The sequence below is a fragment of the Haloarcula sp. JP-Z28 genome (assembly GCF_011440255.1).
Lineage (GTDB): Archaea > Halobacteriota > Halobacteria > Halobacteriales > Haloarculaceae > Haloarcula > Haloarcula marismortui.
The window spans coordinates 81,799-102,770 of sequence record NZ_JAAOHT010000003.1 but is presented as its reverse complement, the minus strand read 5'-3'; the positions used below and the strand labels follow the sequence as shown (position 1 = coordinate 102,770).

Genomic DNA, 20,972 nt, shown 5'->3' with positions numbered 1-20,972 from the left:
GAATCGTGTTAATACTGTCCCAGCGCCTCACAGCTAATGCCGCGCTCACTCCTGGCCGATCATCCGCTCCTGCTCTTGCCAGTATTCTTCGCGGAGTTCGTACTTCTGGATTTTCCCAGTCGCCGTTTCAGGAAGCGAGTCCCGGAAGTCGATGCCTGCGGGGACCTTGTAGCTCGCGACGCGTTCTCTGAGGAATTCGAGGATATCCTGTTCAGTCGCGTCGCTGTCGGCCGTCGGGACGACAATTGCCATCGGGGTCTCGCCCCAGTCCTCACTCGGAGTTGGAATGACCGCGGCCTTCAGGACACCGGGGTGGTCGTACAGTTCGTCCTCCAGTTCAATCGAGGAGATGTTTTCTCCGCCAGAGATGATGATGTCCTTCCGGCGGTCCATGATCTGTATCATCCCGTCCTCGTCCCACGCCGCGAGGTCCCCAGTGTGGAAGTACCCCTCGGCGCGGTCGTTGAATGCTTCCTCGGTGATCTCGGGTTTGTTGAGATAGCGGTCCATTACCTGGTTGCCCTGCACCACGACCTCGCCGATCGTCGCCCCGTCGCGTGGCACGTCGGTCCCGTCCTCGTCGACGATTCGGATGTCGGTACACAGCGTCTCTGAGCCCTGCTTGACCTTGAGTTCACGGCCCCGTTCGGCGATACGCCGCGGGGAGTTGCTGGTCGTGATGATCGGGGCCGTCTCGGTCAGGCCGTAGATGTGGATGATTCGCCAGCCAAACTCGTCTTCGACGCGCTCGATGGTCGCCGTCGCCGGGGCGCTGCCGGCCGTCGCGATCCGCACGTCGCGGTCCCCCTGTGTCACTACGTCGCCGTCGTTTGCTCGGTAGTGCTGAATGAGCTTGTTCAGCACCGTCGGCGCGCCACACATGAACGACACGTCGTACTCGCGGACCCGACGGAAGGTGTCCGCGGCGTCGAAGGTCCGCTGGCAGACGTGGGTCCCCCCGGTCCCGGTGATAGCGTAGGTGTGGCCCCAGCCGTTGCAGTGGAACATCGGGAGCGTCCAGAGGTACGTGTCGTCGTCGCGTATCTCCATGTGCTGATTGAGCACCAGCGAGTGCCAGCTTTCGGTCCGATGGGTCCTGACCACGCCCTTCGGGTCCCCTGTTGTGCCGGACGTGTAGTTGATGCTGGCGTCGTCGTCCTCGGTCATGTCCGGCCGGTCCGGTTCGGCTGTCGGCTGTCCGTCGAGGACATCGCCGTACCCCTCCCAGTCCCCGTCGATACGGTCGGGCTCGTAGCCGATGAACGTCTCCGCAGGGATGTCGTCCCGTACCGGTTGGACCTTCTCCGCGAAGTCGTAGTCGGCGATGACCGTCGCGGCTTCACAGTCGTTCAGAATATACTCGATTTTCGCGGGGTCGAGCCGGTAGTTCAGCGGGACGAACACCGCGCCGAGTTTGTTTGTCGCGTACAGCGTCTCGATGAAGTAGTGTGTGTTCGGCGCGAGGAGGGCCACGCGACTCCCCTTTGAGACGCCCCGGTCCGACAGCGCGTGTGCCAACTGGTTGACCCGCTCGTTTACCTCCGCGTACGTGTACTCGGTGCCGTCATGGGCGACGATACCGGTCACGTCGTCGTAGATGTCTGCTGCACGGTCGATGAAGTCGGTGGTGAGCATCTCGCGTTTCATGATAACATGCCTCAATTGTCGTATTCAAACCCAATTATTATTATATTTTCTTCGTGAACGTTTGACACCCTCTTAGCTCGGTACCTACGTGTGAATTAAAGCGTCAATTTCTGCGACAGCAGTCTATGGCCACTCGTCCTCGTGGCCGTCCATCGGCGCTGGGACGACGCCGTCCTTCTGCGCCCAGACGCGAGCGTGGGCCGGACACACGTCCCGGTTCGCGTCCCAGGGGATGTGGAGTTCGACCGCGGCCTCGTTTTCGCAGCCGTCCTCCGCACACTGTGTCATAGAAGCGCGACGGCAATCATGGTGACCAGTATCGACGCGGTCAGCAAGGCCTGGACGACGCCGGAGGCCAGCATTCCGACGGTGGTTACCAGCGCGGCCTTCGCGCTCCCTCTGGCGTCCTCCTGCCGATAGAACTCGACGACGAACACCGTCCCGGCGACGCCCAGCAGGATGCCGAGCGGGCCGGTGACGAAAAAGAGAACGAGCGCTACGACGCCGGCGAGGGCTGCCGTCCAGTTCGACGCCCCGCCAACGCGTGCAGCAACGGCTCCGCCCGCGATATCGACGGCCCACGTCAGCAGGCCAACCAGCGTCAACAGGGCCAGCAAGAGCGTCCCGGGGTCGGTCATGCCGCTGGCGACCCAGTAGAGATAGACGCCGGCGAGCGAGACGAGCGCGCCGGGGACTTGGGGCGTGAGGCTACCGATGACACCGCCGATCAGGAGCGCAAACGCGAGTACAAACAACAGCGCTTCGAGGCCAAGCAGGTTCATAGGTGTCTGTCGAGTTCCTCCTGTACCCAAGGGTCGCCGTACAGACGCGTCAACCTTTCGACTATTCCGCCGAGGGTACGCATGCACTCACGCTCAGAGACGAACGCCAGTTCCTCGGTGACAGTCGACCATGGATGTGCCTGCAAGACCTTTCGGACAAGCAGGCGTTCCTCCCGCGGCGAGAGCGCGGTCGCGTCGGCTGGGTGCGACAGGTGTCGACGGGTGAGTTGACGGAACGGCTTCGGGTTCGTGTCGAGAACCGACGCGCCGCCGGGGACGCCGGCAACCAGCCGCCATTCCCACTCCGAGAGCGATGCCGGCCGCTCGCCGTCGGTCGCTCGAAGCACGGCCCGAACCACGTCGGGGTCACAGTCGTCGAGTGGGTCCGACAGCACCGCCGCGATTCGGTCCTGAAACCACTCCCTGTGGCGCGCCGCGAGCGCCGCCCCGTCGTCGGAACAGGGGTCGAGCATCACGACGGAGTACTCGCCGCTGGTCGCGTTCCGTGAGGTTGCGAGGTGGACGGTGTTGTAGCCGTTATCCGCCCAGAAGCGGACGAGTTCCGGCGTTGCACCGTAGCTGACCCCAACCCAGTCCACATGGTCGGCGAACTCCGCTCTGATTTCCGAGAGGAGTTTGGAGCCGAGTCCACGGGACCGGACCGCAGCGTGGGTTGCGATTCGGAGGACTCGCTGGCCGACCGGAACCCCGGCGGCTTCGTCCCGGAGTTGTGTCGATAGCACGTCTGGGAGCATATTCCCGCGAACGCGTCCGCCTTCGTACATCGTAGCCCGGGTCGACGCCGAGAGCCCGCCTTCCTGTGCCAGCAACGCCACTGCAACGACGTGGCCTTCGTGGGTCAGCGCCCTGACGGTGAGGTTCGGTGCGTCAAGCAGTCGGGCCAGGTCCGAGGGTTCCGTCCGATAATGCGCCAGCACGAGCAGGCCAAACACCTCCCGGAGCAGGTGTTCGTCGCCGAGCAGGTCAGCCGCCGACAGCTGTCGGTACTCCACGGTCTCCGGCGTCGCGTCTTCGATAAGCTGGTCGACCGGCGGGCGCGCGTCCAGCAACAGCGCCCGGAACGCCCACACCTCCACAGGGTCGGCGTCGCTGTATCGAATCGGCGTTGTCATCGACACGTCGGTGAGGGCGTGGTCGCTCTCGGAAAGCCGGTCACGGAACCGGACGGAGAAGCCCCGGCCTGCCCCCTCGTAGCCGTGGACCGTCGTCGTGAAGGCGACCGCCGGCGCGTCGAGGAACTGTTCGAGTCGCCGGACCGGCAGGGCCGCGGCCTCGTCGACGATGACCACGTCGGGACCATCCGGAAGCAGTGCAGCCTCGTCCGGCGGCGCATACCGCACGCAGCCCGCCCCTGCAACGTCGAGCCGCTGGGGGTTCGTCGCCCGGTCGCGAGCGAACTCGACGCCGAGCGTCTCCAGAAGATGTCCCGCCCGCGCGAACACCTCGGCGGCGCTCCGGTACTGCGGCGCGGTCACCAGTACGTCCCGCCCCTCGACGGCGAGGTTTCCGGCTGCCAGCCCGGCGGCGCTGGATTTCCCTCGCCCCCGGTCGGCCTCGACCACGACTGCCTCGCCGTCGTCCCGCAGGGATTCGAATGCCTGGACCGCGTCCCGCTGGTCGTCGGTGAGACACTGGGCGTAGGTCTCAGAGCGAAACCACGCGTCGGTTGGCGGGGTCGGGCTTGGAACCGGGCGGCTCGGTGGCGGGTCCGTCAGGCCGTCCTGCTCGACAGTGCCCGTGTCGACGTCGACGATAGCGATACCTCGGTGTGCTCGCAGCGTTTCGACGAACCGACGGCGGAAGTGGCCGCTCACGTCTTCGACGCTGAACGGCGGGACTGCGAGCGAGGCGTCGAACCCGTCGCGCTCCTCGGGCCACGTCTCCAGCGGCGGCGCGAGGAGGACGTAGAGGCCGCCGCCGTCGACGGCACCGACGGTCCGCCCGACCGCGTCCGGCCGCAGTTCCTCGTGCGCATCGAGGACGACAGCCGTCCGAGTCCGGCCGAGAAGCTCCTCGGCGCGGGACTGCTCGTGATGCTCACAGTCGAGGAACGGCTCCGGGCCGACGACGGTCGTCTCCGCGCTGGGAACGTCCGCCAAATCGAGCGCTGTTGCCGCTCGCTCCCGGGTTCGGTCGGGGTCGCCCGCCAGAACGAGTAGCCGCCGCTCGTTCGCGCGGCGGGCCTCCGCTCGAAGCGAGCGCGCGATGTCCATACCGGTGGTGGCGGACGCGCCAGTATGGACCTGACGGTCACGGCGCTCCCCAGGTACGCTTTTTATCGGACCGGACACAGTCGTCGGCATGGCTCCCCTCCAGACCCCGCTCTGTTCCGAGATCGGTATCGACCACCCAGTCGTGCAGGCACCAGTCGGGAGCGTCTCGACGCCGCTCCTGGCCGCGGCAGTCGCTGACGCGGGCGGCCTCGGGATGCTGGCGATGTCGTGGCGCGAGGCCGACGCGATTCGTGACGCGTACACGGACGCTGCAAACGCGACTGACGGCGTGGTCGGCGTCAACGTCGTCCTCGACGAGTCCACAGGCATGCTCTCGCCGTCGGCCTGTCTCGACGCCTGTCTGGACGCTGGCGCACCGGTTGTCTCCTTCTCATTTGGCGATGCCGGGCCGTACATCGACCGGGTCCACGAGGCCGGTGGCACGGCGATGGTCACTGTCGGGAGCGCCGCCGATGCCAAGGCTGCCGTCGACGCCGGGGCCGACGTAGTAGTCGCACAGGGCCGGGAGGCTGGTGGCCACGTCCAGAGCGACGTGACGACGATGTCGTTGCTCCCGCGGGTGGCCGACGCGGTTCCGGTCCCGGTCGTCGCGGCCGGCGGTCTCGGGGATGGTCGCGGCCTCGCGGCGGCGCTGACGCTGGATGCTGACGGCGGCTGGTTCGGCACTCGGTTCGTGGCGACCGAAGAATCGGGCGCGAACGAGGCATACCGGCAACAAATCGTTGACGCGCCAGAGACGGCGACGCGGTTTACCGACCTGTTCGACCGAGGCTGGCCGGACCAGCCACACCGAGTCCTCGAAACCGACGAGGTCCGACAGCAGGCAGGACATGACTTAGATGAAATCGACGACGCCAGCGACCCCGAACAAATTGCACAGATGCCCGACGGCGAGCCGATTAGTCGGTTTGCTGATATGCCCCCGCTTGCGGGGATGACCGGCGATGTCGAGGCCCTGCCACACTACGCCGGGCAAAGCACCGGTCTCGCACAGGACGTCCGGCCCGCCGGTGAGGTGGTGGCCCGTCTCGTCTCGGACGCGCGGGCCGCGCTGGCCGATGCGTCGGCGGCCGCGGAATAGGCAGACCCCCCGACAGCACCCGTGTGGCGGGCTGGCACGGGATTTCGGCTTCGAAAGCGCTTTTAGGGCCGGTAGCACAGAATGGGGTACAGCCTGCGCCGAGTTGATGATGCTCCCAGCCTTTTCAGGATACACACCATCACGGTGTGACGGGCCTCGCGGCCCGGACACGGCGGGGGAGCCTGAGCTCGCGCGCAGGAGGTGAACATACAAATGCCAGTATACGTAGATTTCGACGTTCCCGCGGACCTCGAAGACGACGCCCTTGAGGCGCTCGAGGTTGCCCGGGACACAGGCGCAGTAAAGAAGGGTACAAACGAGACGACCAAGTCCATCGAGCGCGGCTCCGCTGAGCTCGTCTTCGTCGCCGAAGACGTCCAGCCCGAGGAAATCGTCATGCACATTCCGGAGCTTGCCGACGAGAAGGGCGTTCCCTTCATCTTCGTCGAGCAGCAGGACGACCTCGGTCACGCCGCCGGGCTCGAAGTCGGCTCGGCCGCTGCAGCCGTCACCGACGCCGGTGAGGCTGACGCCGATGTCGAGGACATCGCCGACAAGGTCGAGGAGCTTCGGTGAGGTGACCTCGGATGAGCGCTGAGGAATCCGAAAGCAGCGGTTCCACGCCCGCCGAGGTTATCGAAGTCGTGGGCCGGACGGGGATGCACGGCGAGGCCATGCAGGTCAAGTGCCGCATCCGCGAAGGCGAGAATCAGGGGCGCATCATCACGCGCAACGTTCTCGGCCCGGTCCGCGAAGGTGACGTGCTTCAGCTCCGCGAGACGGCTCGCGAAGCCGACACCATCGGAGGGCAGTAACCATGCCCCGGACACGCGAATGTGATTACTGCGGTACGGACATCGAACCCGGCACGGGCACGATGTTCGTCCACAAGGACGGCGCGACGACGCACTTCTGTTCCTCGAAGTGCGAGAACAACGCCGACCTGGGCCGCGAGGCCCGCAACCTCGAATGGACCGACACCGCTCGCGGTGAAGCCGGTGAGGCCGAAGACGAGGCTGAAGAAGCCGAAGCTGACGAAGCCGAGGAAGCTGCTGCCGACGCCGACGAGGCAGAAGCTGACGCTGACGCCGAAGAAGCTGATGCCGACGAGGCCGACGCAGATGCTGAGGACGAGGCGGACGAGGAAGCTGAGGAGGCTGAGGCCTGATGTCCGAGCACGAGCGCACGTTCGTGATGGTCAAGCCTGACGGCGTCCAGCGCGGTCTCATCGGGGACATCGTCTCCCGCTTCGAGGACCGCGGCCTGAAGATGGTCGGCGGCAAGTTCATGCAGATCGACCAGGAGCTCGCCGAGGAGCACTACGGCGAGCACGAGGACAAGCCGTTCTTCGACGGGCTTGTCGATTTCATCACCTCCGGGCCCGTGTTCGCGATGGTCTGGGAAGGTCAGGACGCGACTCGGCAGGTCCGCACCATGATGGGCGAGACGGACCCCGCCGAATCGGCTCCCGGCACCATCCGTGGTGACTACGGGCTCGACCTCGGTCGGAACGTCATCCACGGCTCCGACCACGAGGACGAGGGCGCAAACGAGCGCGAAATCGAGCTGTTCTTCGACGAGGACGAACTCGTCGACTGGGACCAGATCGACTCGTCCTGGCTGTACGAGTAACGCCAGGTCGACCGCCGCGTTTTTTCGAGCACAACCACCTTGAGGACGGCGTCCGTATCGCCAGTATGAGCCTGACGCTCTACCAGCTCGACGGCTGTCCGTATTGTGAGAAGGTTGCCGACCGACTGGACGAACTCGGTATCGAGTACGACAGCGTCTGGGTCGAGGCGCTACACTCGAAACGCGACGAGGTGAAGCGGGTCTCCGGTCAGCGGGGGGTCCCGGTTCTAGTCGATGACGACCGCGGCGTCACGATGGCCGAGTCTGACCGCATCCTCGAGCTTATCGAGACGACTTACGCGCCCGAAGCCCAGTCGGCGTAGAGATAGCGAGCGGCCGCGCCGAGACTCGCAAATAGCAGTGGGAGGAAAAACAGCAGAATGAGGAGCCATAGCACCGCAGGTGCGGCCTGTCCCTCACCGCCGCCATCGAACATGACCGTCCGGACGAACACGAAGCTCCCGGCGAATCCCGTTGCGACATAGCCGAAGCCGATGCCGGTTCCGACGAGCGCCGCTTCCTCGAGCAGGCTGTCCGACCGGGCATCGCCGCGATAGCGCTCAAACAGCGCGCCGACGACAAGCAGCGAGACAATCGGAATCAGAAAATAGACTATCGGCGGGATGCTCGCTCCCTGTGCGCCGTACAGGACGTTCCGTGCGGCCGAGCCGTACACCTCTGCGTCCGATGCCGTCACCAGCGTCGGCACGTGGTGGGCGTTGTACAGCACGAACCCGTACTGGACTAGTCGGTCCGACAGTTCTGGCAGGTCGACCGACGACGGGCCGACGAGAAACAGCAGGGCGACGAGCAGATACTCGACAGCCAGCGTCCCGGCTGCGACGCCGGCCGCGCGGAGCCACGGAAACGTTCGGAGGCTCTCAGCTAGCAGGTGACTCTCCGGCTGTGGCTATTCGGCAGTCGCAGTCGGTGGTTCATCGACCAGCGACTCGTCGACCGATGGTCCGGCCCCGTCGTCGCCCGCCTCGTCGGTCCCATGTTCAGTCACGTCTACCCGTATCAACTTCAATGACGGAAAAAAGGGTTCCGGTGGTCGCTACTCTGACTCGAAGTCAAGCGCCGCGCCGTTGATGCAGTACCGCTTCCCGCTCGGCTCTGGTCCGTCGTCGAACACGTGGCCCAGATGACCGCCACACTCGGCACAGACGACTTCCGTTCGCTCCATCCCGTGGCTGTTGTCCGCTCGTGTTTCGACGTTGCCTTCCTGATACACGTCCCAGAAGCTCGGCCAGCCGGTTTCTGATTCGAATTTCCTGTCGCTATCGAACAGTTCCGTCCCACAGCCGGCACAGGTGAAGACGCCCTCGTCTTCTACGTCGATGAGGTCGCTGCTGAACCGCGGCTCTGTTCCAGACTCGCGGAGGATTCGGTACTCTTCGTCGGAGAGTATTTCGCGCCACTCTTCGTCGTTATCCGGGAGTTCTTCTTCGGATTCACTCATGCTCTCCCGTACGCCCTCCAGCGGTAAAAGCGTAGACCTCTCCGGTAGTGCCAACCACGGTACGGTGGCAAAGACGCGGCATACAATGGCCGTCTCTGGCGGCGCACAGGGCGTCTGCCAGTGTGGCAATCACAGCTCCTCGTCGATGTGATCCGCCGTCTTCAGCGCGAGCGCAGCAATCGTGAGTGTTGGGTTGTTCGCTCCAGCGGTGGTGAATACGCTTGACGACGCGATCCAGAGGTTCGCGAGGTCATGTGTCCGACACTCTTCGTTTACTACACTTTCTGCCGGATCAGTACCCATCCGCGTTGTTCCCATGTGGTGCGTACTCATTCCTCTCCCGCTCAGAGTTTTCACATCGGTAATCTCGGCACCGAGCTCTGTCAGAATCGACTTTTGGATCTCTAAACAGTGCTCCATCGTCTCCTGAGCGTGGGCTCCGTCAGAAAGATTGATCGACGGCACCGGTCGGCCGTGGTTATCAGTTTTCGAGTAATCCAGTGTGACCCGGTTGTCAGGCCGCGGCAGCATCTCGCCCGCGCCACGTATCGAGAGTGGATACGGTGGTCCCGAAGTCGTCGGAAGTTCAAGAGCGTCACCCAGTTGCATCTCGTTGAGCGGGTCTGTCGCGAGTTCAGCCAGTGCATCCGGAGTCGGGTTGCGAACGATGTCGAGGAACCGCGATGGAGATGTCGGTGGATGTCTGAACTGTGCACCTCCTGACGTAGACTTCGCGGTGTTGCTAAACGTGAGGTGGTAGCTCCCGGGGCCGGTCTCCTCGTGCGCATAGAACTGATCGCTCCGACTGGAAACCCAGCCGACATTGCTCTGTCGTGTCGGCTCTTCGAGTGTCCCTGTCGTCCTGACGCTAGGGTGGTCCATGAGGTACCGACCGACTGCCCCGCTGGAGTTGGCTAATCCATCCGGATACACGTCCGAATCCGACAACAGCAGCAACCGCGTCGTTTCGATTCCGCCACACGCGATGACGAAGTGGTCTGCCTCTTGCCGGTACTGACGCCCGTTGGGGGTCGCGTAGACGACTGATTCCACGTAGTCACCCGTCCGGTCGTGCTCCACGGAGAGTGCCTGCACCTGATCAACGATCCGCGCACCAGCTGACTCGGCCTTCCGGACGTGGACTTCGGCGCTGTACTTCGCCCCCGACGGACAGGCGTTGCAAACGCCGTATCCGACGCATTCGGAGCGGTCATCGTATTCCTCGGAGTTGATGGCTTTCGGCTGGGACGCCATCGTGATTCCGAGTTCCTCACAGGCCTCGGCAAACAGTGAATCGGAGTAGCTCGGCTCGAACGCTGTCAGTGGATAGGGCTCTTTTCGCGGCGGTCCGTGTGGGTTGTCATCGGCCCCTGAAACGCCCATCTCCCGTTCGGCGCGCACGTAGTACGGCTGAAGGTCGTCGTAGCTGATCGGCCAATCCTGTGCTACCCCGTACCGCGTGTTCATCTCGAAGTCTTCTTTGTGAAGCCGCGGCGTGTTTGCGTCCCAGTGTAAGGACGTGCCACCGACCGCCTTCACACGGGTCTCGTTAAGCCGTGCATTGATGTCGCCGGTCGACGTGTATCCATCCCGTTCGCCATTACGCCAGAACGCGTCACGTTCGAAGTTCGGACGCAGCCACATCTCCATGCGTCGGTGGTGGTCCTCTGAACTCAACCGTTCGCCCGCCTCGAGTACCACGACATCGTGCCCGCGCCGTGCCAGCGAGTAGGCAGTGAAGGCTCCAGCCGGCCCTGCCCCGACGATACAGACGTCAGCCTCAGTCGGAGTTCGGTCGTCTGCGGCCGTCATCGTTCACCTCCCTCCGGCCCTTGCTGGTATGCCTCTCGCCCACCGGGATGTCCGGGCGGATTCTCGACCCCAAGCAGTTTGCCACCCGCAGGAGACGTAAACAGGACGTACAACAGGTCGCCTACGAGATAAAACCGGACCCGTTCCGCAGTTGTTCCGTCAGCAGTGGGATGCACTGTGGTCACGCCCATTGACTGCAAGACCTGTCGCCGCCGCCCTGCTGAAAGGTCGGCAATCCTGCCACCAAAGCGTGCGCTGGCGTGATCGTCGACCGCTTCGATAGCAGTAACGAGGTTGTCAAAATGATCTGGTTCCGGTTCAACCCGCCCAAACACGCGGCTCTCGATGAACGACCGCTCTATGGAGACCTCTGACGGGTACACCGCGCTGGCGATAGCCGTCAGCGTGTCGATGTGGGCTGCCGATGCTGGATGGGAGCTAGGCTCCGTCGCAGAATCGGCAGCCAATAACTCGGGAGAGTCGGTGCCATATCCGTAGCCTGCAGCCGCGAATGCCGTGCCACCGAGGGCTGTGAGAAATTGGCGTCTGCTCGGAACGCCATCGTCTGACTCGGACTGGTTTTCAGTCATTGGACAGCCTTCCGCTGATAATCCCAACACCATGCACAGTGGATGAGAGGACCTGTTCGTGGTAGGTACACCACCAAAGCATAGCGGTTAGCGCGACTGGCGCTGAGAGAACCACTGCCAGTTCACCGTAATTATACACACTGAGCAGGGCGGTTGTCCCAACAGTAGCTATCGGCGAACCGCTGCCGAGGAAGCCGGTGACGAACGCGCGGAATGCGCTTGCTGTCGGATACAGTCCCAGATCGTGGACGAAAACATCGAGCGCCGAGACGCCACACAGCCACCCAGTGCCGATGAAAAACACGCCGATAGCCGTCCCAGTGGTCGGCCCCTTAGGGTTTCGTCTGTGGCTCTCAGATTCGAACAACGAGTGGCCACGAGTGTCTGTCTGGCCGACATAGCTACCGAGACGTTTGACGGCTCCAATAGCGGCCAGTCCAAACACGCTGAATCCAACAGCCGCGAGAACTCCCGGAAGGAATCCACTAACGGCCGTGTAAAAGCGTTGCGCCCCCAGAACCATTACCAGCCATGCCCCAAACGCTGTTGCATTGACCCCACTGACCAGCATGATTCCGGCGTAGGCCGGAGCCACCCGATGCATCGATTCCAGGCCCTGCCTTTCCTGACCGCTAGAGAGTCCGCTAGCGAGCCACACGACTCCACAGGCAAAAGCCAGTACCCATGCCGTCGTGCCTGCCGTCCAGTACCCGATGGTCCCATGGAAGCCGTCGTGGATGATGAGCCCAGCGACGCCACCGAGCGGTGTTGTGGGACCAATGAGAACGGTCGCTGCGACGAACGCGCCACCGACATACGCCATCGAGATAGCTGTCCGCGTTGCTATCTCAACTAAGAGAAACCCGAGAACAGCCGCTAGCGTAATCGTCACTTGGTCGTCTCTACCCACCCTGAATCGATTGACTCTCCCCCACATACACCCCGAATAATGCCATTCCAGTATTGTTAGCCACAATTTAATTCAAAATATATCCACGGTTACGGCTTCCTCGACACTGGCTCCGAGCCGTGCCCACGTATTCCAACAGGATGGTGTCGAGCGAACCGGGCGCGCCACAGATACCGATCACGGGTCACGGCTACACTTCGGGAACGAATCGAAAAGCGGTGGCTTCGGCTGTCTTTTTGCAGTTCAGTTCCGAATTAAAGCGCCGAAGCCAGGGGTGGGATTTGAACCCACGAACTCTCGATTACAAGTCGAGTGCTTGGACCACCCAAGCTCCCCTGGCACGGTTGCATACCTGCGTTGTGTGGGGACCGTTTAGAGAGTATCGTTTTCGGTCGGCTTTTCGAGTTCGATTCGGTGTGGTGCGTAGCCGTGTGCTCGATAGAACTGTCGGGCGGACTCATTGTCTGCCATCGCTTCCAGCGCAAGGATATCTGCACCGGCCTGGCGGAGTAGTTCCTCCGCTGTATCGAGCAGTTCGCTGCCGATTCCCTGGTTCCTGTGGACCGGTTCGACGAAGATGTTCTCGATGATGCCCCGCGTCTCGTCCTGTTCGTACCGGCCACTGTCGAGAGTCATCATGACGAACCCGATGATGTGCTGGTCTATGCGGGCGATACGAACATTCTCGGCGACGATGCGCTGTACGACAGTCTCCCGGACCGCGGTCCGGTTGCGGTCCCCGAACAGATGTGACCCGTGGGCACGCTGGCTCTCCGCCAGTCGGACCCACAGGTCGACGATGGTGTCCACGTCATCCATCGAGGCGGTGGCGATTTCCACGGTGCTACTCCGTGTTGTACGGTCAAAACAGTTCGGCTACGCCGCTGTATCCGTCTTTGCGGGGAGAGGCCGCTGGAGTGGCTCAGACGTCACGACAGTCCGCACAGAGGAGCTGTCCGTTGAACGAGGCCAGATTCCGCGTAAAGGTGCTACAGGCGGAACAGATGCCCTGACTGTCGAACGAATCCTCGGCGGCGGATTGCATCCCGTCGGTCGTGGCTTCCTGCCCAGTTGTCGCAACCGGCGAGGGCTGTTCGACGACGTCTGTCGACTCGCTCTCTAATCGTGCAGTCGAGAGGATATCGTGCTCAGTCAGCGTCCCGAGCGGCTCTCCGTCAGCCGTTACTAGGAGGAACTCGGCGGACCGTGTCGCCATTCGGTCCCGGGCCGCCGGGAGTCCAGCATCGGGGCCAATTGTTGGAATGGATTCACGCATCACGTCGCCGACGGTGGCAGTCTCCGGGTCACCGCCGTCGACGATGTATGCCAGTACGTCTCTGTCCGTCGCGACACCGACTGGTTCGTTCCCCCGTAACACGAGAATCGGATGCTGATCCTCTCGGATCAGCAACTCCGTCGTTTCAAGGAGGTCGTCGGACTCGCTTGCACCGACGTACTCTCTGTTCATAACCTCCCGCACAGTGACCTCACCGTTCATGTGTGTCATTACCACATGACTGGTCTAAAAGATACCTCCACTACGTTTATATCGCGTGGTTCACAAGTTATTCACTTGTCTCGGTTTCGATGGTGACGGCCTCGCCAGTCGCCCGACAGGTTTCTAGTGCGTGCTTGGCATCCATCCCGGCCGTCGCTGCCGTCCGCCCGCGTCCGACGCCGACTTTCAGCTCCACGTCGACTTCTTCGCGGACGTGGCTGATTGCGTCGTGGTAGTCCGCTTCATCCAGGTCCGGACAGACTGCGATGACGTTGTCGCCGCCGACGAAAAACGACAGCGAGTTGTGGGCCTCGCGCATATACTTCATGAGGGCTGCGTAGCCCTGCTCGATCTGGATGAACGTGTCGAACTCGTTGAGTTGGTCGGTGTACTTCTCGGTGGCGTCGTCGACATCGAAATGCGCAAGTTGCACGTCTGTCGGTTTCCGGAACTCCTCGTCGATTGTCTGGCCACGTAGCACTTCTCGTCGCCCCTTGTCCTGTGCACTCCCGGCCTCCTGAAGTTGCTCCGTCGCCGTTCCCAGCGCCGAGACGGGTGTCGTTCCCGTTGCGACAGAGAGGCTCATCGTCACGGGGTAGCGATTACCGACGGATTCCTGAATGAGTGCGTGTGCTGCCTCGTCCAATCCGTTCGTTACGGCGATCATGTTGTCGAACCGCGAGAAGAAGATGTAGCCGTCGCGGTTCCCGACCAACTGTGCGAGGTCAGCGTACAACCGGGACTGGAGCGTCTGAAGATCGACTTCACGGCGGGGTTCAGGCGTCACAGTCCACGGCCCGTAATTATCAATCTGTATATGGGTGATCTGGGTGTTGGTCACTGTCCATCGACAGTTTGGAAGCAATAGGTATTGCTCTGTCGGAATATACCCGCAGAACGGACTGGTGGCTGGTCCGAACCGGTGTCGAGTTCCGGACACACGGTCTAGTTTAGCGGTTGGTAGTTGGCACCGCATCGTAGCGCTGTATCTCGACGGTTCCAACCATCGAATCGTACGTGACGGTGTCTGTCGCCGTCAGTTTTGGCAGGTGCTCCGTGAACAGCTCCTCGGTGAGTTCGTCCCTCGCAGTGTCCGGGACCGCTGCTGGCTCGATGTCACGCTCGACCGCGAGAACCGCTGCCGCGAGGTCTGACACGACTACTGGCTCATCGCGGTCAGCCAGTATCGAGAGCGCGCGCCGACGAGTGTCATTCGACAACAGGTCAGCAACAACCTCCTCGGGAAGCCCGTGTCCGGTCCGGTCACCGTTTGAAGATGTCGTCGCCATACGCGACGCTACACCGGCCACCCACAAGTATGTGTCGTGCCCACACACTACACAATCAGGCCTGTTCGAGTCTGTACGGCCACCAGTCCGCCTCGCGCAGCGCGCGCCCAAGCGATTTGTGGAAGTCCGGGAAGTCCTCGAACTCCTCTTGATCGACGTATTCGAAGATGTCCGCCACGCTAACGACCGTCTCGTAATCGATCCGAACCGGGTGGTCTCCGTACTGTTCGACGTACTCCTCGGCGGTCAGCGGGAAGTCTTCGTCCTCGTCGACTTTCTTCGCCAGCACAGCGTGACCGTACTTGCGCCGGCCCTCGCTTCCTTCCTCGCCGTCCGGATCGTGTGGCCAATCCATACGCGAGTCTCTGGACACTGGCACAAAAAGGGTTTCTCTCCCCGCCTACAGTTCGAAGCCGCTGTCGTTCCGGCTGCCACCCCGTCGGAGAAGCGCGATAACGACGCCGAACAGCAGCAACGCACCGAGGAGTCCGCCGATGACCAGCATCGTGCTGATACCCATGACTGTCGCCGGAAGCGGGCCGAGTCCGCCGTCACCGTCAACCGCGGGTTCAGTCTGGATCGCTGGCTCCGTTCCCGTCGGTTCCGTTTCTGGTTCAGCGCCGCCGTTTCCGTCGGTCTGGACCTGGCTCTCGGTTACCTGAATCTCGCCGGCGTTGACATCGTTGAACTTGATCTGGAACGTCCCCGGCGTCGTCACGACCGTCGACAGCGTCACCGTCTGTTCGGTGTCCGCTGGCACAGTCACCGAGGTCTGGTTGACGACCGCATCGTCCACCCGCATCTGTGCGTCGTAGGGGCCCTCGATACTGCCGTCGTTGGCGACCGTCGCTTCAACGACGACCCGTTGCCCCTCAGGAGCCTGCTCGCTGACGACTGAGGTTCGCGTGATGCTGAATGCAGGCTCGATCTTCCCAATCGCATAGGCCGATGCGCCCGCCGTGTCCGCTTCGTATACGACTTGATCAGTCCGCTCCTCAACAACGCTCGTTTCAGCGGCTTGCCATGACCCGTTCACACGGTGATACACGCGGACCGCCGAAGCATCGATCCCGGCCGACTGGAGGTTCGAGCGGTTCAACACGAACTGCATCGACGACGGCTGAACCCCTGCTGACGAGCCAACGGTAACCACACCGAACACCGATGCATCGTCGTTATCGGGTACCGCGATGTCTGCGTCCGCGGGGTCTGTGTACTCGGTTACGTTCTGTGTGAACGACCGCTGGGATGCGTTTACAGTCCATGACTGGACCGTGAACGTCCGGTTCATCGCGCTCGGCATCTCGACTTCGTATGGCTTTGTCGTTGGAACCGCGCCGCCACGGACCTCGGTCTGTCGGCTGGTCGCATCCTGTCGTATCGTCATCGCAGTCGCTTTCTTGACCTGAACGGTACCAGCCGACCGTTTTGGACTTTTGACCGTAATCTGATATGTCCCAGGCGTATTAAACGTTAGTGCCCGTGTCCGCTTTGCCGATGACCCGGAATCGACGGCTACCCGTTCGGTTGCTTTCGTTGTTCCGTTCGCCACGTACTCAACGCTCATCGCACCCCCGGAGCTCCCGGTGTTCTTGACCGTTGCGGTGACGTTTACCGATTCACCGGCCAGTATCGTGTTTACCTCTTTTGATGCGCCAGACACGAACAGTCGTGGTGCAGCAGCAGCAGGGCCTGCCGCTGTCGCTGCAAGGAGGAGAGCAACGACACAGACCGAGAGGAGGCTCGGAAGATGCTGCTTTGGGGACCTCTCTTCACGTACCATTACTCAAATATAATCCAGACCATCGACATAAAACCGCCCGATTGCCTCGATCCGGAAAACTGTCCTTACGAATCGGAAGGCAGCGAATTCTGTCAGCCTCGCGGTGGCGTCTGTCACCCACGTAGTCTGTTGCTACTGGTCTCGATGTCATTCAGAGCAAGATGTCACACGTGCTGTGTTCATGCGCTGGGACTTGCAGGGTTCAAGTCGCCAGTGTGTACCGACGGCTCCTCGCGTATTCGCTCGGAGCAATACGGTGGGACTGGGATTTGAACCGAGCCGAGACGGTCCTGCTCACGTCGTTGCGCGGGCTGCGACTCGTCGGCTTCAAATCCCAGCTGGCGTACTTGCCACTCACGGTTTGTTCGTGGCAAAATACGGTGGGACTGGGATTTGAACCCAGGAATCCGTGAGGATACCTGCTTTCAAGGCAGGCGCAATAGGCCGCTCTGCCATCCCACCGCAGTCAAGCATATTGGGTGGGCCTTCTAAGACCTGTCGGTCTCTCTGACCACAGTCGTCGAACCCTCATCGTCAATGATACGTATCCCGAGGTCATCGAGGAACGCTGTCGTCCGTTGCGGTACGACCCGACCAGCCCGGTTCCGGGCCCGGAGCAGCGGCACGATGGTTTCGAGATCTGCTCGCGTTTCGAGGACGGCTGACGGCGGGAGAAAGTCCACGTCGAGGCCGGCATCTCCAGCACGTTCGCCGATAGTTTCGACTGTCGGGGTGGCGTAGCTGTCCTCGAAATCTATCGGCTCGCCGAACCCGGCGTAGTAGACGCGGCCGCCCGCAGCGGGGCCAAGAACCACGCCGCTGGACCGGAGTTTCATCGCCGCGCTGTCGATGAGTTGTCGGTTCAACAGTGCCGCTGTCGGTTCGACGGCGGCGACGGTTGCGACGTCTTCCCGGTCAAGGAGGTGCGTCACTGTGTTCCCGACCCGACCAGCGAACGTCGACCCGACTTGGACCTCGAATCGGGCGTTGCCCGGTGATTCAAGCGCCTCTTTCACTGGCTCCCGAACCGCGGTCTCGGGGTCGACACCGTCTGGCACCTGTTCCGAAGGTCGATAGTTCACTAACAACTCGGCACCGCTGATCTCCACCGCACGACAGACATCGAGCAACATGGCTTCGTATAGCTCGGCGGCCTCGGCGTCGTCTACGATGCCGCCCGCCAGATCCTGTAACACGAACCCTTCGACTGGCGGGTCAGCCAGCACAGTTACCGTAGTCATACTGTCTTCTCGGCCCGACTGTGATTAGTCGCTTGTGTTCCGGTGTAGCCACGGAACAATTATAAGATGTGAGGAATACTTGATAACTAAGAGAAACTATATGGAGCAATCCCAGACCTACAGATGTGATGGATGTGGGTCGGAGTATCGGGTGCTTGGAGAGCCCCAACCGAAGGTCGTGTGCCGCGACTGCGACCGCGAAGCCACGTTATCCGGGACGGCGGCGGCACAGCGGGCGTACCGTCTCGGCTACACACGGTACCGTGAGGCGCGCCGCCAGCTATCGGATGCGCTGGCGACCGTCGAAGACGGGGAGCTGGCGCTCGCTCGCGGTGGGTTCGACAGTGCCGCGTCGGATTTCGAGGACAGCGTCGAGGAGTTCACGACGGCTGTTCGCGAAGCGAACGACGACGTGCTGACCGAGTGGTCGGAACGAGCACGCAAGAAAGCGACCTGCCTCTGGCAAGCCGCCGAATGGCTCAGCGGCATGACCTACGCCAGCGAACAGGGTGAGTCGACACAGGCGAGCCAGTACCGCCACGACGCCGAGAACCGTCTACAGGCAGCAACGGAGTACGGGACAGTGTCGAGCCCGAAAGAGTTACTTCAGGCCGCTGCGACCGAAGTCCAGTCTGACACCTGACTACCGGCCGCGTCGGCCCTTTGTTTGCCGATAGTCCTGTCCAAGCGTCTCGCTGAAGTGTTCCAGAAACGCCGTCCGCTGTTCGTCGGTCTGTTCGCTTGGCGGAATCATCGGGAGGATCTCGAACCCGCGGCCGCGGATCGTCGTCGCGTGGCGGTCCTCAATGTCGAGTTCGTCCTCGCTCATCGTCGTGTACTCGAAGGCCAATTCTTCGAGCGGCCGTTGTCCGACCGGCAGTAGGATCTCGGGGTTGATCATCCGTATCTCGCTGTTGAGATACGGCTCGCAGTTGACGACTTCCTCGTCGGTCGCCTCCCTGTCGGGATGGCGACAACGGGTGACGTACGTCAGGAAGGTGTTCTGTAGCTGCGGCCTGTCGGCGTCCGGGTCCGAACACATATCGACCGCGGCGAGGATGTCGAGCAGTTCGCGCTCGTTCTCGCCGGTAAAGGGAAGACCGGACTCGTCAGCGCCGACTGCGGGCGAATCGCCGAGAACGATGAACTCGGCCCCCACGTCACCGTAGCCGTGGACGACGTTCTCGCGCGTCTCACACAGCGCGGGACAGTTCTGACACTCCTCGTCCATCCCGAACGGGTTCGACTTGGACTCCTGTTGTGCGTCCATGTTAGTCGTCGTCGATAGTTTTTGCGTGGGTGTCCGCGTCCTCTGGGTCGTTCTGCGGGCTGGACGGGTGGTAGTCGGTGTCGTACTCGCCTGGCCGACCGTCGAGTCGGTCGGGATTGATGCGGCCGCCAAGGAGCATGAAGTCAAGGACCGTACAGGCGAGCATAGCCTCGACGACCGGGACCGCCCGCGGCGGCAGGACCGGGTCGTGGCGGCCGGTAACGGTAATTTCCTTGCCTTCGCCGGTCTCCCAGTCGACAGTCTCCTGCGTCTTTGGAATCGACACCGGCGCGTGCCATGACACTTCGCCGTAGATGGGCTGGCCGGTCGTGATGCCGCCCTGAATCCCGCCGTGGTCGTTGCCGACAGGCGTGGGGTGACCGTCTTCGTCGAACTCCCAGTTCTCGGTGTACTCACTGCCCTTGGTCGTCCGGGCCTCGCGGCCGATGCCGTACTCGAAGTCATTGACCGCCGGAATGGAGTACATCGCCTGGCCGAGCCGGGACGGGAAGCTATCAAACCGGGGTGCGCCGAGGCCGGACGGGACGCCGCGACACTCGAAGTAAATCGCGCCGCCGATGGAGTCGCCCTCCTTCTGGTGCTGGTCGGCCACGTCGCGCATCTCCTCGGCGGCCTCGGGGTCAGCACAGCGAACCTCGTTTTCCTCGCTGTGTTCGAGCATATCCTCGAAGGTGACCGGCCCAGCCTCGACGTCGCCGATCTGGCACACGTGGGCCTTGATCTGGACATCGTAGTCGGACTGTTCGAGGACCTGCTTGGCGACGCCGCCGGCGGCGACCCAGTTCACCGTCTCGCGGGCAGAGGAGCGACCGCCGCCGCCCCAGTTCCGGGTCCCGAACTTCGCGGAGTAGGTGTAGTCACCATGAGACGGCCGCGGGGCCGTGATGAAGGGCTCGTACTTGCCCGAGCGGGCGTCCTTGTTCTGGATGACCATCCCGATAGGCGTCCCCGTCGTGTAGCCGTCCTGAATCCCGGAGTTGATCGCCACCTTATCGGGCTCGCCCCGGGAGGTGGTGATCATCGACTGGCCGGGCTTGCGCCGGTCGAGGTCTTTCTGTATCTCTTCCTCTGAGAGTTCGACGCCCGCCGGAACGCCGGAGACGGTACAGCCCATCGCCTCCCCGTGAGACTCGCCATAGGTCGTCATGCGGAACAGACGACCGAACTCGTTGCCGTTCATTACAGTGGTGTCGGGGTTGCGGGCATTTGAACCTTGTAGATGCGCCCGTCAGTCGTCGAGCCACCTGACCCGGTCGAGGAACTGCACCGTCTTCGCCCCCTTGACCTGTTTCTCGAAAACCGCATCGAACACCTCATCTGTGTCGTCAGGCCGGGGCTCCCAGGTGTACCGTACCAGCGTTACGTCCGGATATTTCGTGTTGACCGCACGGGCGAAGTTGCCCTCTGACGAGGCAGTGCGCCGGCGTCCGACCACCACGCAGTCGAACTCGCGGTCGGCCAGCACTGTCATCGCCCGGTCGGTGTTTGGTGTCGTTACTAGTTCGACTGCCTCGCGCTCGTCGGCAATATCGGCCTGCAAATCAAGCAACAACTGGTCGTCATCGACGTAGAGGACTGTCGTAGGGTCCGCAGTAGACTGTTCGGAAGCGCTCGTTTGATTCACAACGTGTGTTGTAAATATTCTTCGCCGCGTAAAAGCGCATTTATCTATCAGATACGTAATACTCTTTCATTGCAA

The 20,972-nt window shown here is 62.4% G+C and carries 26 protein-coding genes and 2 tRNA genes; 7 read left to right on the top strand and 21 right to left on the bottom strand.

Annotated features, from left to right (window positions below; translation table 11 throughout):
• Nucleotides 1-45: 45 nt before the first annotated feature.
• The 4 genes from G9463_RS02875 to tmcA all read right to left on the bottom strand — a co-directional run bounded on the left by G9463_RS02875 (nucleotide 46) and on the right by tmcA (nucleotide 4,753).
• Nucleotides 46-1,647, bottom strand: a complete 1,602-nt coding sequence (locus G9463_RS02875) for a class I adenylate-forming enzyme family protein (protein ID WP_007188255.1) — start codon at nucleotides 1,645-1,647, stop codon at nucleotides 46-48.
• A 123-nt stretch (nucleotides 1,648-1,770) separates the two neighbouring features.
• A complete protein-coding gene (locus tag G9463_RS02870; protein WP_007188256.1) occupies nucleotides 1,771-1,935 on the bottom strand; it encodes a hypothetical protein in 165 nt (54 codons plus the stop codon).
• The gene (locus tag G9463_RS02865) at nucleotides 1,932-2,429 is read right to left on the bottom strand and encodes a DUF456 domain-containing protein (protein WP_165895913.1); all 498 of its coding nucleotides are present in this window, start codon (nucleotides 2,427-2,429) and stop codon (nucleotides 1,932-1,934) included. The genes G9463_RS02870 and G9463_RS02865 overlap by 4 nt, the downstream gene beginning before the upstream one ends.
• Nucleotides 2,426-4,753 carry a tRNA(Met) cytidine acetyltransferase TmcA gene (gene tmcA, locus G9463_RS02860; protein ID WP_193569513.1) on the bottom strand — a complete coding sequence of 776 codons (2,328 nt, stop codon included), beginning with the start codon at nucleotides 4,751-4,753 and terminating at the stop codon, nucleotides 2,426-2,428. The genes G9463_RS02865 and tmcA overlap by 4 nt, the downstream gene beginning before the upstream one ends.
• On the opposite strand from tmcA, the gene G9463_RS02855 reads away from it, so the two are divergent.
• From G9463_RS02855 to G9463_RS02830, 6 genes are all read left to right on the top strand, one after another.
• A complete protein-coding gene (locus G9463_RS02855; protein WP_165895911.1) occupies nucleotides 4,752-5,765 on the top strand; it encodes a nitronate monooxygenase family protein in 1,014 nt (337 codons plus the stop codon). The genes tmcA and G9463_RS02855 overlap by 2 nt on opposite strands.
• A gap of 213 nt (nucleotides 5,766-5,978) precedes the next feature.
• Complete coding sequence (rpl7ae, locus tag G9463_RS02850; protein WP_004593501.1) at nucleotides 5,979-6,341, top strand: 50S ribosomal protein L7Ae; 363 nt, start codon at nucleotides 5,979-5,981, stop codon at nucleotides 6,339-6,341.
• 11 nt (nucleotides 6,342-6,352) lie between these two features.
• A complete protein-coding gene (locus G9463_RS02845; RefSeq protein WP_004516764.1) occupies nucleotides 6,353-6,580 on the top strand; it encodes a 30S ribosomal protein S28e in 228 nt (75 codons plus the stop codon).
• Nucleotides 6,581-6,582: 2 nt separating this feature from the next.
• Nucleotides 6,583-6,933, top strand: coding sequence for a 50S ribosomal protein L24e (locus G9463_RS02840; RefSeq protein ID WP_004963236.1), 351 nt, complete (start codon nucleotides 6,583-6,585; stop codon nucleotides 6,931-6,933).
• Nucleotides 6,933-7,397, top strand: a complete 465-nt coding sequence (ndk, locus tag G9463_RS02835; RefSeq protein WP_007188260.1) for a nucleoside-diphosphate kinase — start codon at nucleotides 6,933-6,935, stop codon at nucleotides 7,395-7,397. Before G9463_RS02840 ends, ndk begins: the two co-directional genes overlap by 1 nt.
• 65 nt (nucleotides 7,398-7,462) lie before the next feature.
• Nucleotides 7,463-7,720 (top strand): glutaredoxin family protein, encoded by a 258-nt coding sequence (locus G9463_RS02830; protein WP_004963227.1) that lies wholly within the window; start codon nucleotides 7,463-7,465, stop codon nucleotides 7,718-7,720.
• Here the strand turns inward: G9463_RS02830 and G9463_RS23955 are convergent.
• The 14 genes from G9463_RS23955 to G9463_RS02760 all read right to left on the bottom strand — a co-directional run bounded on the left by G9463_RS23955 (nucleotide 7,693) and on the right by G9463_RS02760 (nucleotide 17,982).
• Nucleotides 7,693-8,127, bottom strand: a complete 435-nt coding sequence (locus G9463_RS23955) for a hypothetical protein (RefSeq protein ID WP_232508546.1) — start codon at nucleotides 8,125-8,127, stop codon at nucleotides 7,693-7,695. The genes G9463_RS02830 and G9463_RS23955 overlap by 28 nt on opposite strands.
• A 327-nt stretch (nucleotides 8,128-8,454) precedes the next feature.
• Nucleotides 8,455-8,859, bottom strand: a complete 405-nt coding sequence (msrB, locus tag G9463_RS02820) for a peptide-methionine (R)-S-oxide reductase MsrB (protein WP_004593495.1) — start codon at nucleotides 8,857-8,859, stop codon at nucleotides 8,455-8,457.
• Nucleotides 8,860-8,988: 129 nt separating this feature from the next.
• A complete protein-coding gene (locus G9463_RS02815) occupies nucleotides 8,989-10,671 on the bottom strand; it encodes a GMC family oxidoreductase (protein ID WP_165895910.1) in 1,683 nt (560 codons plus the stop codon).
• Nucleotides 10,668-11,261 (bottom strand): gluconate 2-dehydrogenase subunit 3 family protein, encoded by a 594-nt coding sequence (locus G9463_RS02810; RefSeq protein ID WP_165895909.1) that lies wholly within the window; start codon nucleotides 11,259-11,261, stop codon nucleotides 10,668-10,670. The genes G9463_RS02815 and G9463_RS02810 overlap by 4 nt, the downstream gene beginning before the upstream one ends.
• Entirely contained in the window at nucleotides 11,254-12,171 is a 918-nt protein-coding gene (locus G9463_RS02805) for a hypothetical protein (protein ID WP_370457890.1), read from the bottom strand. Before G9463_RS02805 ends, G9463_RS02810 begins: the two co-directional genes overlap by 8 nt.
• A gap of 266 nt (nucleotides 12,172-12,437) precedes the next feature.
• Nucleotides 12,438-12,511, bottom strand: a tRNA-Thr gene (locus G9463_RS02800).
• Nucleotides 12,512-12,543: 32 nt separating this feature from the next.
• Nucleotides 12,544-13,011 (bottom strand): N-acetyltransferase, encoded by a 468-nt coding sequence (locus G9463_RS02795; RefSeq protein ID WP_171814228.1) that lies wholly within the window; start codon nucleotides 13,009-13,011, stop codon nucleotides 12,544-12,546.
• A gap of 82 nt (nucleotides 13,012-13,093) precedes the next feature.
• Nucleotides 13,094-13,669, bottom strand: coding sequence for a CBS domain-containing protein (locus G9463_RS02790; RefSeq protein ID WP_004963207.1), 576 nt, complete (start codon nucleotides 13,667-13,669; stop codon nucleotides 13,094-13,096).
• A 67-nt stretch (nucleotides 13,670-13,736) separates the two neighbouring features.
• On the bottom strand, nucleotides 13,737-14,510 hold the full coding sequence (locus G9463_RS02785) for a GTP cyclohydrolase III (protein WP_004963204.1): 774 nt from the start codon (nucleotides 14,508-14,510) through the stop codon (nucleotides 13,737-13,739).
• Nucleotides 14,511-14,619: 109 nt separating this feature from the next.
• Nucleotides 14,620-14,958, bottom strand: coding sequence for a hypothetical protein (locus G9463_RS02780; protein WP_004963201.1), 339 nt, complete (start codon nucleotides 14,956-14,958; stop codon nucleotides 14,620-14,622).
• A gap of 55 nt (nucleotides 14,959-15,013) precedes the next feature.
• The gene (locus G9463_RS02775; protein ID WP_004593490.1) at nucleotides 15,014-15,313 is read right to left on the bottom strand and encodes a DUF5785 family protein; all 300 of its coding nucleotides are present in this window, start codon (nucleotides 15,311-15,313) and stop codon (nucleotides 15,014-15,016) included.
• A 45-nt stretch (nucleotides 15,314-15,358) separates the two neighbouring features.
• On the bottom strand, nucleotides 15,359-16,621 hold the full coding sequence (locus G9463_RS02770; RefSeq protein ID WP_165895948.1) for a PGF-pre-PGF domain-containing protein: 1,263 nt from the start codon (nucleotides 16,619-16,621) through the stop codon (nucleotides 15,359-15,361).
• A 498-nt stretch (nucleotides 16,622-17,119) separates the two neighbouring features.
• A tRNA-Ser gene (locus tag G9463_RS02765) sits at nucleotides 17,120-17,203 on the bottom strand.
• A gap of 26 nt (nucleotides 17,204-17,229) precedes the next feature.
• Nucleotides 17,230-17,982, bottom strand: coding sequence for a hypothetical protein (locus G9463_RS02760; RefSeq protein WP_165895907.1), 753 nt, complete (start codon nucleotides 17,980-17,982; stop codon nucleotides 17,230-17,232).
• A gap of 100 nt (nucleotides 17,983-18,082) precedes the next feature.
• On the opposite strand from G9463_RS02760, the gene G9463_RS02755 reads away from it, so the two are divergent.
• Nucleotides 18,083-18,625, top strand: a complete 543-nt coding sequence (locus G9463_RS02755) for a hypothetical protein (protein WP_049944569.1) — start codon at nucleotides 18,083-18,085, stop codon at nucleotides 18,623-18,625.
• Here the strand turns inward: G9463_RS02755 and G9463_RS02750 are convergent, their stop codons facing one another.
• From G9463_RS02750 to G9463_RS02740, 3 genes are read right to left on the bottom strand one after another with little or no spacing between them, the layout of a single operon-like run.
• Nucleotides 18,626-19,252 carry a uracil-DNA glycosylase family protein gene (locus tag G9463_RS02750; protein WP_004963190.1) on the bottom strand — a complete coding sequence of 209 codons (627 nt, stop codon included), beginning with the start codon at nucleotides 19,250-19,252 and terminating at the stop codon, nucleotides 18,626-18,628.
• 1 nt (nucleotide 19,253) lies between these two features.
• The gene (gene aroC, locus G9463_RS02745) at nucleotides 19,254-20,453 is read right to left on the bottom strand and encodes a chorismate synthase (RefSeq protein ID WP_165895906.1); all 1,200 of its coding nucleotides are present in this window, start codon (nucleotides 20,451-20,453) and stop codon (nucleotides 19,254-19,256) included.
• A 48-nt stretch (nucleotides 20,454-20,501) separates the two neighbouring features.
• Complete coding sequence (locus G9463_RS02740) at nucleotides 20,502-20,897, bottom strand: hypothetical protein (RefSeq protein WP_004963185.1); 396 nt, start codon at nucleotides 20,895-20,897, stop codon at nucleotides 20,502-20,504.
• Nucleotides 20,898-20,972 lie beyond the last annotated feature (75 nt).

Bases quoted from the DNA above. Each gene is read 5' to 3' on its own strand.
- G9463_RS02875 (WP_007188255.1), bottom strand. From the start codon at position 1,647: ATGAAACGCGAGATGCTCACCACCGACTTCATCGACCGTGCAGCAGAC.
- G9463_RS02870 (WP_007188256.1), bottom strand. From the start codon at position 1,935: ATGACACAGTGTGCGGAGGACGGCTGCGAAAACGAGGCCGCGGTCGAA.
- G9463_RS02865 (WP_165895913.1), bottom strand. From the start codon at position 2,429: ATGAACCTGCTTGGCCTCGAAGCGCTGTTGTTTGTACTCGCGTTTGCG.
- G9463_RS02855 (WP_165895911.1), top strand. From the start codon at position 4,752: ATGGCTCCCCTCCAGACCCCGCTCTGTTCCGAGATCGGTATCGACCAC.
- tmcA (WP_193569513.1), bottom strand. From the start codon at position 4,753: ATGCCGACGACTGTGTCCGGTCCGATAAAAAGCGTACCTGGGGAGCGC.
- rpl7ae (WP_004593501.1), top strand. From the start codon at position 5,979: ATGCCAGTATACGTAGATTTCGACGTTCCCGCGGACCTCGAAGACGAC.
- G9463_RS02845 (WP_004516764.1), top strand. From the start codon at position 6,353: ATGAGCGCTGAGGAATCCGAAAGCAGCGGTTCCACGCCCGCCGAGGTT.
- G9463_RS02840 (WP_004963236.1), top strand. From the start codon at position 6,583: ATGCCCCGGACACGCGAATGTGATTACTGCGGTACGGACATCGAACCC.
- ndk (WP_007188260.1), top strand. From the start codon at position 6,933: ATGTCCGAGCACGAGCGCACGTTCGTGATGGTCAAGCCTGACGGCGTC.
- G9463_RS02830 (WP_004963227.1), top strand. From the start codon at position 7,463: ATGAGCCTGACGCTCTACCAGCTCGACGGCTGTCCGTATTGTGAGAAG.
- msrB (WP_004593495.1), bottom strand. From the start codon at position 8,859: ATGAGTGAATCCGAAGAAGAACTCCCGGATAACGACGAAGAGTGGCGC.
- G9463_RS02815 (WP_165895910.1), bottom strand. From the start codon at position 10,671: ATGACGGCCGCAGACGACCGAACTCCGACTGAGGCTGACGTCTGTATC.
- G9463_RS02810 (WP_165895909.1), bottom strand. From the start codon at position 11,261: ATGACTGAAAACCAGTCCGAGTCAGACGATGGCGTTCCGAGCAGACGC.
- G9463_RS02790 (WP_004963207.1), bottom strand. From the start codon at position 13,669: ATGAACGGTGAGGTCACTGTGCGGGAGGTTATGAACAGAGAGTACGTC.
- G9463_RS02780 (WP_004963201.1), bottom strand. From the start codon at position 14,958: ATGGCGACGACATCTTCAAACGGTGACCGGACCGGACACGGGCTTCCC.
- G9463_RS02775 (WP_004593490.1), bottom strand. From the start codon at position 15,313: ATGGATTGGCCACACGATCCGGACGGCGAGGAAGGAAGCGAGGGCCGG.
- G9463_RS02760 (WP_165895907.1), bottom strand. From the start codon at position 17,982: ATGACTACGGTAACTGTGCTGGCTGACCCGCCAGTCGAAGGGTTCGTG.
- G9463_RS02755 (WP_049944569.1), top strand. From the start codon at position 18,083: ATGGAGCAATCCCAGACCTACAGATGTGATGGATGTGGGTCGGAGTAT.
- G9463_RS02750 (WP_004963190.1), bottom strand. From the start codon at position 19,252: ATGGACGCACAACAGGAGTCCAAGTCGAACCCGTTCGGGATGGACGAG.
- aroC (WP_165895906.1), bottom strand. From the start codon at position 20,453: ATGAACGGCAACGAGTTCGGTCGTCTGTTCCGCATGACGACCTATGGC.